The 12545-nt window shown below is 67.2% G+C and carries 11 protein-coding genes and 1 pseudogene; 5 read left to right on the top strand and 7 right to left on the bottom strand.

Annotation, left to right across the window (positions count from 1 at the left end):
- The first annotated feature begins 41 nt into the window (after positions 1 to 41).
- A pseudogene (locus K8V84_RS20635) lies at positions 42 to 583 on the top strand (helix-turn-helix domain-containing protein).
- A gap of 530 nt (positions 584 to 1113) precedes the next feature.
- Entirely contained in the window at positions 1114 to 2922 is a 1809-nt protein-coding gene (locus tag K8V84_RS20630) for a long-chain fatty acid--CoA ligase (RefSeq protein ID WP_304077506.1), read from the top strand.
- A 295-nt stretch (positions 2923 to 3217) separates the two neighbouring features.
- Here K8V84_RS20630 and K8V84_RS20625 read toward each other — a convergent pair whose 3' ends face one another.
- The 4 genes from K8V84_RS20625 to K8V84_RS20610 form a co-directional block, all read right to left on the bottom strand.
- Positions 3218 to 4864, bottom strand: a complete 1647-nt coding sequence (locus tag K8V84_RS20625; RefSeq protein WP_304077503.1) for a cytochrome bc complex cytochrome b subunit — start codon at positions 4862 to 4864, stop codon at positions 3218 to 3220.
- Positions 4865 to 4867: 3 nt separating this feature from the next.
- Complete coding sequence (locus K8V84_RS20620; RefSeq protein ID WP_304077500.1) at positions 4868 to 5998, bottom strand: ubiquinol-cytochrome c reductase iron-sulfur subunit; 1131 nt, start codon at positions 5996 to 5998, stop codon at positions 4868 to 4870.
- The gene (locus tag K8V84_RS20615) at positions 5991 to 6863 is read right to left on the bottom strand and encodes a cytochrome c (RefSeq protein WP_304077564.1); all 873 of its coding nucleotides are present in this window, start codon (positions 6861 to 6863) and stop codon (positions 5991 to 5993) included. The genes K8V84_RS20620 and K8V84_RS20615 overlap by 8 nt, the downstream gene beginning before the upstream one ends.
- A gap of 95 nt (positions 6864 to 6958) precedes the next feature.
- Complete coding sequence (locus tag K8V84_RS20610; protein WP_084392720.1) at positions 6959 to 7513, bottom strand: heme-copper oxidase subunit III; 555 nt, start codon at positions 7511 to 7513, stop codon at positions 6959 to 6961.
- Positions 7514 to 8076: 563 nt separating this feature from the next.
- Between K8V84_RS20610 and K8V84_RS20605 the strand changes: the two genes are divergently transcribed.
- From K8V84_RS20605 to trpD, 3 genes are all read left to right on the top strand, one after another.
- Positions 8077 to 8508 carry a hypothetical protein gene (locus K8V84_RS20605; RefSeq protein ID WP_304077493.1) on the top strand — a complete coding sequence of 144 codons (432 nt, stop codon included), beginning with the start codon at positions 8077 to 8079 and terminating at the stop codon, positions 8506 to 8508.
- Positions 8505 to 8678, top strand: a complete 174-nt coding sequence (locus K8V84_RS20600) for a hypothetical protein (protein ID WP_304077492.1) — start codon at positions 8505 to 8507, stop codon at positions 8676 to 8678. Before K8V84_RS20605 ends, K8V84_RS20600 begins: the two co-directional genes overlap by 4 nt.
- A gap of 72 nt (positions 8679 to 8750) precedes the next feature.
- The gene (gene trpD, locus K8V84_RS20595; RefSeq protein ID WP_304077490.1) at positions 8751 to 9872 is read left to right on the top strand and encodes an anthranilate phosphoribosyltransferase; all 1122 of its coding nucleotides are present in this window, start codon (positions 8751 to 8753) and stop codon (positions 9870 to 9872) included.
- Positions 9873 to 9969: 97 nt separating this feature from the next.
- On the opposite strand, the gene K8V84_RS20590 is transcribed toward trpD, so the two are convergent.
- From K8V84_RS20590 to K8V84_RS20580, 3 genes are all read right to left on the bottom strand, one after another.
- Positions 9970 to 10245 (bottom strand): Lrp/AsnC family transcriptional regulator, encoded by a 276-nt coding sequence (locus K8V84_RS20590; protein WP_067606568.1) that lies wholly within the window; start codon positions 10243 to 10245, stop codon positions 9970 to 9972.
- A gap of 46 nt (positions 10246 to 10291) precedes the next feature.
- Complete coding sequence (locus tag K8V84_RS20585) at positions 10292 to 11056, bottom strand: rhomboid family intramembrane serine protease (RefSeq protein WP_304077488.1); 765 nt, start codon at positions 11054 to 11056, stop codon at positions 10292 to 10294.
- On the bottom strand, positions 11034 to 12545 hold a 1512-nt coding region (locus K8V84_RS20580), incomplete at its 5' end, for a DEDD exonuclease domain-containing protein (protein WP_304077486.1). The genes K8V84_RS20580 and K8V84_RS20585, both read right to left, overlap by 23 nt.

Genomic DNA, 12545 nt, shown 5'->3' with positions numbered 1-12545 from the left:
TCCGTGTCTATGGTTACAAACAAGCCGGTGAAACGTGACCCATCGCGAGCAGCGCGGTGAAGCGGGCGTATCGGTACCGCTTCTACCCCGCGGACGCGCAGGCATTGGAGCCGTCTCGCACGTTCGGGTGCGTCCGCCCGGTCCACAACAATGCGCTCGCGGCCCGCACCCAGGCGTGGTGTCAGCGCCAGGAGCGGGTGAACTGCAACGCGACCTCGACGATGCTCAGGGGCCGGAAGAAGACCGACGACCTCGCCTTCCTCACCGAGGTTTCCTCTGTTCCTCTCCAGCAGACGCTGCGTCACCTTCAGGGCGCGTTCTCGATCGGTTCTTCCCCTCCTCCAAGTGGTGTTCGACCCCTGGGTGTGGGCATGTGCGCACCCGGGAGTGCGAGCGTTGCGGCATGACCCATGACCGCGATGCGAACGCGGCGATCGACCTCAAATCGGCCGGGCCGGCCGTTTTCGCCTGTGGAGCCGGTGCAAGACCTCAACGGGAGTCCTCCCGGACGGGGCTGTCGGTGACGAAGCAGGAAGGCCACGGGGCGACCCGTGACGGGGCGAAAGTCCCGAACCACCGATAGGTGGTTCCACAACCCCGGCCGTTCCCGGCCGGGAGAAAGTCGACTCTGGCGATCCTCCTGTCGTCCGTGGCATCACGTTAACCGCACGAGGAAGCCGCGCGCGGGCCCCTCAGGGCAGGTTCAGGGGGGAGTCAGGGATGACTCGGGGCCCCGTCCACGTTGGGAGGAATCGAAAGGGGTACACGCCGGTGGGAGCTACGAGCAGCCGAGCCGACACAAAGAACTGATATGTACAGGATGTGCACGAACGTCACGGCAGGCGATAGTCTCTTGCTCCGCGTGAGGAGCAACCCTGATCACCCGCCTGACCTGCATACATTCCAGATGGGTGGCGGGCATGGCCCCGCACGGGCACCGACACGGGAAGGTCCGGGAAAGCGACCTGAACAGTGTTTTCTCCCACCTCCGCACGTCAAGCCCCGATCACCGTTGGATACCGAACGACAACCCTTCCTACTCACGAGTAGGATCGTGTTGTTACGGTCGTCACGTCCCCATCCACCACACCCGTACATGTCCAGGAGCACCACGTGCGCGAATACAGCTCTCCCGCGAAGGCCGAGATCTCCGACGAGGCGCGGCTGACCGACACGCTCTTTGCGCGCGCGGCCACCGCGCCGAACGCCGTCGCCGCCCGCCGCCAGGAGCAGACCGGAGCCGGCCAGTGGCGCGACGTGACCGTCGAGCAGCTGCACGGTGACATCGTCGGATACGCCAAGGGCCTCATCGGCGCGGGCATCGGGCAGGGCGACCGCGTCGCCATCATGTCGCGCACCCGCTACGAGTGGACCGCCGTCGACTACGCCGTCTGGGCGGTCGGCGCCGTCGTCGTACCGATCTACGAGACCTCCTCCGCCGAGCAGATCCAGTGGATCCTCTCGGACTCCGCGGCCAAGGCCATCTTCGTGGAGACCGACGCCCACGCCGAGCGCGTCGAGTCCGTCAAGGGCGAGGCCCCCGAACTCGGCAACGTATGGAAGTTCGACGGCGACGACCTGGAGACCCTGCGCGCCGGCGGCTCCGAGGTCACCGACGAGGACCTGGAGAAGCGTCGCACATCGGTCAAGGCCGACGACCTCGCCACCCTCATCTACACCTCCGGCACCACCGGCCGCCCCAAGGGCTGCCGACTGACGCACCGCAACTTCCTCTTCATCGCCCACTCGGCGCTGGAGGGCCCCGCCAAACCCATCATCAAGGAGCACGCGGGCACCCCCTCCACGATGCTCTTCCTCCCCCTGGCGCACGTCTTCGCTCGTTTCGTCCAGGTCATGGTCATCGAGGGCGAGGCCGTCCTGGGTCACTACCCCAGCACCGGCCCGGACCTGATCGAAGAGTTCTCCGTCTTCAAGCCCACCTTCCTCCTCGCGGTCCCCCGCGTGTTCGAGAAGGTCTTCACCAAGGCCCAGCAGAAGGCCGAGGCCGAGGGCAAGGGCAAGATCTTCAACCTCGCCGCCGACACCGCGATCGAGTACAGCAAGGCGCTGGGCAAGGGCAGCGTGCCGTTCACGCTCAAGCTCAAGCACGGCCTGTTCAAGAAGCTCGTCTACAGCAAGCTGATGGACCGTCTCGGCAACGAGGCCAAGTACGCGGTCTCCGGGGGTTCCGCCCTGGGCGCGCGCCTGGGTCACTTCTTCCGCGGCGCCGGCCTGACCATCGTCGAGGGCTACGGCCTCACCGAGACCACCGCCCCGACCTCGGTCAACAACCCCGGTTTCAACAAGATCGGCACCGTCGGCCAGCCGATGCCGGGCACCACCATCCGCATCGCCGACGACGGCGAGATCCTGCTCAAGGGCGACCACATCCTGGACGGCTACTGGCAGAACGAGAAGGCCACCGCCGAGGCCTTCGAGGACGGCTTCTACCGCACCGGTGACCTGGGAACCCTGGACGACGACGGGTTCTTGAGCATCACCGGACGCAAGAAGGAGATCATCGTGACCGCGGGCGGCAAGAACGTCGCCCCGGCCGTTCTCGAAGACCGGATCCGCGCCCACGCCCTGGTGAGCCAGTGCATGGTCGTCGGTGACAACCGCAAGTTCATCGCGGCCCTGGTCACGATCGACCCCGAGTCCTTCCAGCTCTGGAAGGAGCAGAAGAACAAGAGCGGCGAGATCTCGGACCTGATCGAGGACGCCGACCTCAACGCGGCGATCCAGGAGGCCGTCGACGACGCCAACAAGGCCGTCTCCAAGGCCGAGGGCATCAAGAAGTTCAAGATCCTGCCGCACGACTTCACCGAAGAGGGCGGCCAGATGACCGCTTCCCTGAAGGTCAAGCGCCACGTGGTCTCCAAGCAGTGGAGCAAGGAGATCGACGACATCTACGCGGGCTAGTCATCGTGTAGTCTCCGGCGATCCTCCAGAGGGGGTCGACGTCCGTTCGGGCGTCGACCCCCTCTCCGTTCATGCCCGGGAGCCCCAGGAGGCCCTGGAAGAGCCGTGGGAAGGCCCCGGGGCCGCACCCGAACCGAGGGTCGCCCCGGCGGGATCGGAGGCCGCAGAGGGCGATACGGCGCCTCGAAGTCTTCGAGGCCGGGCCACCGACCTCGACGGCGGGTGGAAACGCGAAGGACCCGGCCGCGCTCGGCGGCCGGGTCCTTCGACTGTTCGGGGCGCACCCCGATGGACTCTAGTGGTCCTTGTTCTCGGCTCCATGGTGCAGGTGGTGCCCGGTGTGGGCCTCCACCCCATCGAAGGAGACGTTGTCCTTCGTGTACCAGTGGGCCAGGGCGCGACGGAACCTGCCCATGCCCTTGCGGGTGTTGGGGTTCTCCACACCGTTGTCGTCGGTCTCGGGCTCCTCCAGTGCGGTGGAGGTGATGACCGGCTTGCTCTCCAGCACGTGGGTGGTCTCCGCCGAGCTCTCCTTGTGGACCTCGATGAATTCACCACTGGGCAGCTGCTGGATGATGCCGCTCTCGTAGCCGTGCTCCAGGGTCTCCCGGTCACGCCGCTGCAGACCCAGGCAGATCCGCTTGGCGATGATGTAGCCCAGGACCGGACCCACGAAGATCAGCACACGGAAGATGTACGTGGTCACGTACAGCTCGATCGAGAACGTCTCCGACAGGATGTCGTTCGAACCGGCGAGCCAGAGCACACCGTAGAAGACGATGCCGCCGACGCCCAGAGCCGTACGGGTCGGAGCGTTGCGCGGACGGTCGGCGACGTTGTGGGCGCGCTTGTCACCGGTGATCCACTGCTCGATGAACGGCCACGCCGCGAGCGCGCCGAACAGCAGACCCATGACGCCCAGACCCGGGACCAGCACCGCCGTGACGATGGGGTACCCCTGGCCGATCGGGATCGTGAAGTCGAGCGAGTTCGGGAAGATGCGCAGCGAGCCCTCCATGAAGCCCATGTACCAGTCCGGCTGGAGACCGGAGGTGATGGACGTCGGGCTGAAGGGGCCGAACAGGTGGATCGGGTTGATCTGGACGAACGCGCTCAGACCGGCGATCACGGCGAAGGTGAAGAAGAAGAATCCACCCGCCTTGACCGCGAAGGCCGGGAACATGGGTGTTCCGACCACGGTCTTGTCCGTTCGTCCTTGCCCTGGATACTGCGTGTGCTTTTGGTGCCAAAGGATCATGAAGTGCGCCACGATGAGCGCCAGCAGGATCGCCGGGAGCAGCAGCACGTGCAGCATGTACAGACGCGTGATGATGTCCTCGCCGGGGAACTCCCCGCCGAACAGGAACATCGAGATGTAGGAGCCCACCAGCGGGATCGCCAGCATCACGCCCTGGAGGATGCGGACACCCATGCCCGAGGGCAGGTCGTCCGGCAGCGAGTAGCCGAAGAGGCCCTCGACCATGGCCAGGGAGAAGATGGCGACACCGATGAGCCAGTTGATCTCACGCGGCTTGCGGAACGCACCGGTGAAGAACACACGGAGCATGTGCACCACCAGCGAGGCCACGAAGATCAGAGCGGCCCAGTGGTGGATCTGACGAACGAGGAACCCGCCCCGGACATCGAAGTCGATGTGCAGGGTCGAGGCGAACGCCTCACTCATGGGAACGCCCTGGAGGCGCTCGTAGGAGCCGTCGTAGACGACCTCCAGCATGCTCGGCTTGAACCAGAGTGTGAGGAACACGCCGGTGACGAGCAGGATGATGAACGAGTACAGCGCGATCTCACCCAGCATGAACGACCAGTGGTTCGGGAAGACCTTGCGCAGGTTCTTCTCGCCGGTCTTGGCCAGGTGGAAGCGGTCGTCGATGAAGTTGCCGACGCCGCGAAGCGCCTTGGGTGCTTGCGTGGTCTTACTCATCGACTAGTCCTTGTATTCCCAGAACGTCGGCCCGGTCGGCTCGTTGAAGTCACCCCGAGCGACGAGGTAACCCTCGTCGTCGACGCCGATGGGCAGCTGCGGCAGCGGCCGGTGGGCCGGTCCGAAGACGACCTTGGCGGCGTCGGTGGCATCGAACGTGGACTGGTGGCACGGGCACAGGATCCTGTGCGTGGTGCGCTCGTAGAGCGCCGCGGGACAACCGACGTGGGTGCAGATCTTCGAGTAGGCCACGATGCCCTGGTGGGTCCAGTTCAGGTGGGTCTCGTCACTGCCCTCACGGACAGGAGCGTTCATCCCGGACTTCCAGTCGTCCTCCGGCACCTTGATGAGCAGGATGACGGACTTGGCCTGGTCGGTGAGGCTCATCCCGTGCGGGTAACCCTCGTCGTCCAGGGCCGGAAGGGCGGAGATCATCCCGTACGGGTCGTTCTCCAGGTCCTCGGCCTTGAGGTGACGGTGGGTGCCCTCGACGTACATGCGCATGCCGTCGACCCAGCGGGTCTCCTTCATCTGGTCGCCGGGAAGCGGCCCGGTGTCGCGCAGCAGCACGATCGGGGCCAGACCCAGCGGCAGCATGGCGAGGATGAGCGTGCGGCGCATCAGCGGACGCTTGGTGAAGCCGCTCTCGTCGGCGCTCTTCATGAAGAACTCGCTGAAGGAGCTCTTCTCCTCTTCGCTGGAGGGAAGGTCGTCGTAGGGAGAGGCCACCTCGTAGTGGGGCATCACGTTGCGCGCCCACACCGTCATACCGGCACCGATGGCGAACATCGCCAGGGTGAGCGTGCCACCCATGAGCGCGTTCGCGTACTGGCCGATCTGCGGGTCGCCGATCGCCGGCTCCCCCGCCGCGTTCGGCGGGAAGAGGAAGTAGGAGACCAGGAACCCGATACCGCCGAGGAAGGCGATGAGGAACCAGATCGAGGCGAGCTTCTCGCCACGACGCTGCTTCTCCTCCGAGTGCTTGTGGGTCTCCGAGGCCAGGTACGGCCCGTTGTGCTCACTCTCGGAGCGAGCCGAGGTCTCGGTCACCACGTCATCGGTGTCCGCCGGGGTGCCGACGACGCGTTCGTCGGCACCGGCCTCGTTGTTGTCGTTGTTGTTGTTCTCAGTCATGGGCACGCTGCTTCGCCGTGATCCAGATGGCGCAGGCGATGATCAGGGACAGACCGATGGTCCATCCGATGAATCCCTCTGCCACCTGGCCGACACGCTCCAGGTCGAAGAAGCCGCCGGCGCTGGGTTCCGCCTGCAGCGTCTTCACGTAGGAGATGAGCTCCTGTTTCTCCTCGGGAGTGATGACGCCATCACTGAACATCGGCATGGCGCCGGGTCCGCTGACCATGGCCTCGTAGATCTCACGCGGAGTCGAGTCATGCAGCTCGGGGGCCCAGCGGCCGTCGGTGAGGGCGCCACCGCCACCGGACCAGCTGTGGCAGTGCGCACAGTTGGTCAGGTAGAGCTTCATGCCCATGTCGACGTCTTCGGCACCTTCGATGTAGGTGTCGTACTCGGTCTCGTACTCCTCGAGAGCGATCTCGTAGGACTCCTCGTCCTCGAAGTCCGCACGCTCGGGGGCGGTGCCCGGGACGTCGTAGGGGACGTCCGCCCCTGCGTCGTCGGTCCTGATCGACTCGTTGTAGTAGGCGATCAGGTCGGCCAGATCCTGCTCGGACATGACCATGTCCCTGCGCGGCATCTGGTTGTCGGGGTCCATCGACGGCATACGGCCGGTACTGACCTGGAAGTCGATGGAAGCGGGCCCGACCTCGCGGAGGTCGGGGCCGTTGGTCATCTCCCGGTTACCGTCCTCGTCCTCAGCGAAGGTGCCGCTGCCATCGTAGTTATGGCAGCTCGCACACGTCTGGTCGAAGATGGCCTTGCCGTTGGCCACGTCCACGTCCTCGGGGGACGGGGCCTCGGCCGAGAGCGTCTGCGCACGCGCCTCGTCCGAGGTGGGGGCCAGAGCGGCAAATCCCACCCCGAACAGGGCTAGCGCGAGGATGACGACGGCATACCCCGCCAGGGGATGCCGCCGCCGCGCGGTAATCCATTTCACGGTTTCCCCGTTTCGGGTCACTGGATGAAGTAGATGGTGAAGAACAAAGCGACCCAGACGACGTCGACGAAGTGCCAGTAGTAGGACACGACGATCGCACTGGTCGCCTGTTGGTGAGTGAAGCGCTTCGCGGCGTACGTGCGTCCCAACATGATGAGGAACGCGATCAGACCACCGATGACGTGGAGTCCGTGGAAGCCCGTGGTCAGGTAGAACATCGACCCGTAGGCGCTCGACTGAAGAGTCAGCCCCTCGTGGACGATGAGCTCGTAGTACTCATAAGCCTGTCCAAGGATGAAGAACAGGCCCATGAAGAACGTGATGAAAAACCACATGCGCAGCTTCTTGACGTCGCCGCGCTCTGCGGCCCAAACGCCGAATTGCGCGGTGAAGCTGGAAGCCACCAGGACAATGGTGATCGTCGAGGCCCACGGCACGTTGAGGTGGACGTCCGCCCACTCGCCGAGCTCGGGGTTCCCGTTGGTCACCGATCGGATGGTGAAGTACATCGCGAACAGCGCGGCGAAGAACATGAGTTCGTTGGCCAGCCACACGATGGTGCCAACACTCACCAGGTCAGGACGCTTTGCCGCACCATGCGCTGATGCGGTTGCTGTTTTTGGGTTCGCGGTTGCTGTCGCCACGGGAGCATTATTACGGCATCCCGCGAAGACCCGTACTCGACCCCCCGTAAGGCGACGGATCAGCCCCGGGATCGGCCATCCTCTGCGGCTCGGGTGACGGTGTGGTCGTGACTCGGGCGTTACTGTAGCCGCCCCGCCCGTGATCCGGGGCACGCAACGCGCCTACATGCGAGAAGTGGCGCGAACCTGCGCGGCTGAGGCGTTCCGAGACGTTCAGTACCCCTCCGAAAGTCCCCCGAACCCCTCAAAAACAACGGCCCGGTATCAAAAGGATCACCTTTGGACAACGCCGCCTCGGGGCGCCCTGAACGAAGGTCCCCGAGATCCTGGCATCCTGTGGTGTCCAAGGTCTCAACTCCTCAACGTCCACCCACCCTCATCCGGGCCGGAGCAGCGTGAGGCAATAGAGTCGGGGTCGAACAGTCAACGAACGCCACGGTCGCACCCCCCATGGCGGCGACCGAGGACCGACGCGATGGGACGGTTGCGCGATGAGCGGTACGAACACGGACGCCAGGATGCGCGTGCTGGTCTACAGCGACAAGGCCGACACCCGTGAGCGGGTCCGGACGGCCATCGGCCGCCGGCCCGCCACCGATGTCCCCAAGGTCGAGTTCGTCGAGTGCGCCACCGCACCCGGCGTCCTGCGCAAGCTGGAGTCCAAGGACCCCTCCGAGCGCATCGACGTGGCCATCTTCGACGGTGAGGCCGCGCCCACCGGTGGGATGGGCCTGTGCCGGCAGGTCAAGGACGAGATCTTCCAGGGCCCGCCGGTCCTGCTCCTGGTGGGCAGGCGGGACGACCGTTGGCTGGCGACCTGGTCGCAGGCCGACCAGGTGGTGAGCCACCCCATCGACCCGGTCGCCCTGGCCGAGGCGCTGGCCGAGCTCATGCGCCGGCGTGCGGTCGCGCTCACGGGGTGACGACGACTGTGGGGCGTGACGCGCACGGCCGTCTGACGGCCGTGAAGGACAACGGCGAGAGAGACCTGCGCCGTCGATTGGTGATGGGCGGAGCCCTCAACCACGGCGCCGACATCGGGCGATGGCGCGGCCGCGCCTACATCGCTCTCTCCTTCGCCCGGGGACTCTGAACGGGGCGGGCGCACTCGTGTGCCCGCCGCCGGAGCCCCTTCCCTTTCCACGCCCTTCAGCCAGGAGTCCACATGAACGTCCCCGTTTCCTCGGCCGCTCCGGCCGAGAACAACGCGCTCGATACCAACGCCCAGGAGACCTCCGCCGTCCACGAGCGGACCTGGTCCAATCTGATCACCGCCCTGCTGGGCGGGGTCTCCCTCAGCGCGGCCGACACCGAGTGGGCGATGAACGAGATCATGTCGGGTTCGGCCACCGACGCCCAGGTCGCGGGGTTCGCGATCGCCCTGCGCGCCAAGGGCGAGGGCGTGTCCGAGGTGGCCGGTCTCGCTCAGGGCATGCTCGAACACGCGGTGCGCATCGAGGTGCCCGGACCCACGCTCGACATCGTCGGGACCGGTGGCGACCGCGCCCACACCGTGAACGTGTCCACCATGGCGGCGATCGTGTGTTCGGCCGCGGGCGCCCGGGTGGTCAAGCACGGCAACCGCGCGGCCTCCTCCTCCTGCGGGACGGCCGACGTACTGGAGCGTTTGGGTGTGGTCCTGGACCTGCCGCCGGAGCTGACCGTGCGGCTGGCCGAGGAGGCCGGTATCTCCTTCTGCTTCGCCCCGCTGTTCCACCCGTCGTTGCGGTACGCGGCCAAGCCGCGCCGCGAGCTGGCGGTGCCGACCGTGTTCAACTTCCTGGGTCCGCTGACCAACCCGGCGCGGCCCACCACCTCGGCCATCGGTGTGTTCGACGAGCGCATGTGCGAGGTGATCGCGGGGGTGTTCGCCCGCCGTGGTTCCTCGGCGTTGGTGTTCCGGGGCGATGACGGCCTGGACGAGCTGACCACGGCCACCACCTCCACCGTGTGGGTCGTCCGGGACGGTGAGGCGCGCCGGGAGCGGTTGGATCCGGCGGACCTGGGCATCGAGCGTTCGGCGCCCGACGCCCTGCGCGGCGGCGACGTGGACTTCAACGCCCAGGCCGTGCGCGACATGGTGGCGGGTCGGCCCGGCCCGGTGCGCGACGCGGTGCTGCTCAACGCCGGGGCCGCGTTGGCGGCGGTCGACGGTATCGAGGGCGACCTGACCGAGGCGGTACGCGCCGGTTACGAGCGGGCCGCGGCGGCGGTGGACGGCGGTGCGGCGCAGCAACGGCTGGAGACCTGGGTGAGCGCCAGTCGGGCGCTGGCCGAGGACGCCTGAGGCGCTGAGGGCGCTTGTAGGGGCCTTCGGGGACGACGAGGGGCGCGGTGGATTCCGATCCACCGCGCCCCTCGTGTGTTCGCGTGCCCGGCCGGGTCTACCAACCGATCGCGAAGGCCGACTCCAGGTCGTGCTTGGAGTAGGTCTGGAAGGAGATGTGGGTGTCGGAGGAGGTCACGCCGGGCACCTTGTTGACCCGGCCCGGGATCACGTCCGCCAGGTCCTCGTGGCGCCGGACCCGCACCATGGCGATGAGGTCGACGCCGCCGGTCACGGAGTAGACCTCGCTGACCCCGTCGATGTCGGCGATGGCCTCGGCGACCTCGGGGATGCGGTGAACGTCGGCCTTGATCATGACGATCGCGGTGATCACTGTGCCTCCTGGGCGTTGGTGGAGCGTGTGCGGGACGGGGCGCCGCCTAGTACACGTCGGAGAGGCGTGTTCCGGAGCGCCACCGCAGTCTGTAGACCGCCAGTCCCGCGATCACCCCCGCGACGAAGCCGTAGACGTGTGCCGCGTAGGCCACGCTGGATCCGCCGCCCGGGGCGGTCGAGGATGTGACGTAGAGAAGATACTGAAGCGCGAAGTAGCTGCCCACCACGGCCCACCCGGGCAGACGCATCGGGATCACCCCGAACACCAGGGTGGTGACCCGGCTTCGGAATTGGACCACGAGGTAGGCGCCGAGCACCCCGGAGATGGCTCCCGAGGCTCCGATCATGGGGATCCCGCCGTCCTGGTCGACCAGCGCGTGCCCGAACGCGGCGACCACCCCGGTGGCCAGGTACAGCAGCAGGAAGCGGAGCTTGCCGATCCGGTCCTCCACGACGGGACCGAACACGAACAGGTACACCATGTTGCCGAGCAGGTGGGCGGAGCCACCGTGCAGGAACATCGAGCTGAGCACCGAGAACCAGACGACCTTGCCGTCGATGGGTCCGCATTCGGGGGTCAACGGCTCGGCCAGGTCGACCCGGCCGAGCATCTCGTCGGGGATGGCGCCCCAGCGCATGAAGTAGGCGTCGATCGAACACACTCGTTCGAACAGGTCGACGGGGTACCAGACCGCGGTGGCGGCCTGCGGGGAGAGCAGGTAGACCAGCACGTTGACCGCGATCAGGCCGTAGGCCACGACCGGAGCGCGGCGGACGGGGTGGTCGTCATTGAGCGGAAGCGCGGCCATGGGCCCAGTGTGTCATCCGGGTGTGCGCTTCGGCGCCCCGCAACGGGCATGTCCACTCACCTTCGATCTCGACCAGGCGAGCGCCTGGTGTGACGAGCCAGTCCATGATCAGTTCGGTCTCCCCCGCGGTGGCGTTGGGGACCGGTCCGTGACCGGGTGGGACGCGTTCGGCGGTGGCGACCAGGGAGGACAGGAAGGCGGCCGGGTCGGTGCCCGGTGTGAGGACGGCACTGGCGGCCAGGCGTCCGTGACGGACCACGATCGTCTCCCACCCGGTGGCGCCGGGGCGTGAGGCGACCAGGTGCGGTACCGCGGCGATGGCGGTGAGCCGTTGGACCCGGCGGGCGCCGCGCAGGAAGGCCATGAGGCGGTCGCGCAGGCTCGCCGCCTCTTCGTAGCGCAGGTCCTCGGAGAGCTCGCGGATGCGTCCGGTGAGGGCGTCGAAGACCACGGCCGGGTCGGTGGTCATGGCGATGCGGGCGGCCTCGGAGTGGACGGTGTAGGCGTCCAGGGTCTCGGTGCCGTCGCAGGGCGCGCCGCAGCGACCCAGCTGGGCGAGCACGCACTTGGGGACCACGCGTTCGGGCGGCGCGAAGGTGTGGGTGCACTGACGCAGCGGCAGCGCGTGCAACAACGCCTCCTTGGCCTCCTCCGCCTCACGTGCGGAGTTGTAGGGGCCCAGGTAGGGAGCACCGTCGTCGCGGACCGCCCGCACGACCGACAGTCGGGGGTAGGTGTCCGTGGTGAGCTTGACCCATCGGGCGTTCTCCGGGTTGCGGGAACGGCGGTTGAACGGTGGTTTGCGTTCGGCGATGATCCGCAGCTCGCGGACCGAGGCCTCCAGTTCGGTGGCGCACACGATGGGGGTGACCGACACCACCAGGCCGGCCATCTCCCGGATACGGCGGCGCGACTCGGCCGCGGTGAAGTAGGAGGCCACGCGCCGGCGCAGGTTGTTGCTCTTGCCGACGTACAGGCTGCGCCCCTGGGCGTCGTTGAACACGTACACGCCGGGGCGCTCGGGCAGGTCCTCGGCCAGGTGGCGTCTGGCCCGCTGGGCGCGGGTGGCGGGCTTGGCGACCGCGCGCAACTCCTCCAGACCGGTGACGCCCAGCGGGGCCAGGCGTTCGATGAACCCGTTGAGCACGTCCACGGTGGCGCGTGCGTCGTCCAACGCCCGATGACTGGGCTCGACCCGGGCCCCGAAGTAGGCGGCGAGCGTGCCCAGTCGGTGATTGCGGACCTGGGGCGCCGGAAGCAGGGCCCTCGCCAGACGCAGGGTGTCGACCACTGGGGGCGCCGGCCACACCAGGCCCTCGCGTTCGCAGGCGGCCTTGAGGAAACCGGTGTCGAAGGGCGCGTTGTGGGCGACCATCACGGTGTCGGGGTCCTCCAGCAGGAACGCGAGCAGCTCCGGCAGGACCTTCTCGATCGGCGGGGCCGTGGCCACCATCGATTGGGTGATGCCGGTCAGCAGGGTGATCTCGGC

This window comes from Nocardiopsis listeri, assembly GCF_020741345.1.
GTDB classification, from domain to species: Bacteria; Actinomycetota; Actinomycetes; order Streptosporangiales; family Streptosporangiaceae; genus Nocardiopsis; species Nocardiopsis listeri_A.
The sequence above is the reverse complement of the archived record's forward strand: the minus strand, read 5'-3'. Positions and strand labels throughout refer to the sequence as shown.

Bases quoted from the DNA above. Each gene is read 5' to 3' on its own strand.
- K8V84_RS20585 (WP_304077488.1), bottom strand. From the start codon at position 11,056: ATGGCCGCGCTTCCGCTCAATGACGACCACCCCGTCCGCCGCGCTCCG.
- trpD (WP_304077490.1), top strand. From the start codon at position 8,751: ATGAACGTCCCCGTTTCCTCGGCCGCTCCGGCCGAGAACAACGCGCTC.
- K8V84_RS20605 (WP_304077493.1), top strand. From the start codon at position 8,077: ATGAGCGGTACGAACACGGACGCCAGGATGCGCGTGCTGGTCTACAGC.
- K8V84_RS20625 (WP_304077503.1), bottom strand. From the start codon at position 4,864: ATGAGTAAGACCACGCAAGCACCCAAGGCGCTTCGCGGCGTCGGCAAC.
- K8V84_RS20620 (WP_304077500.1), bottom strand. From the start codon at position 5,998: ATGACTGAGAACAACAACAACGACAACAACGAGGCCGGTGCCGACGAA.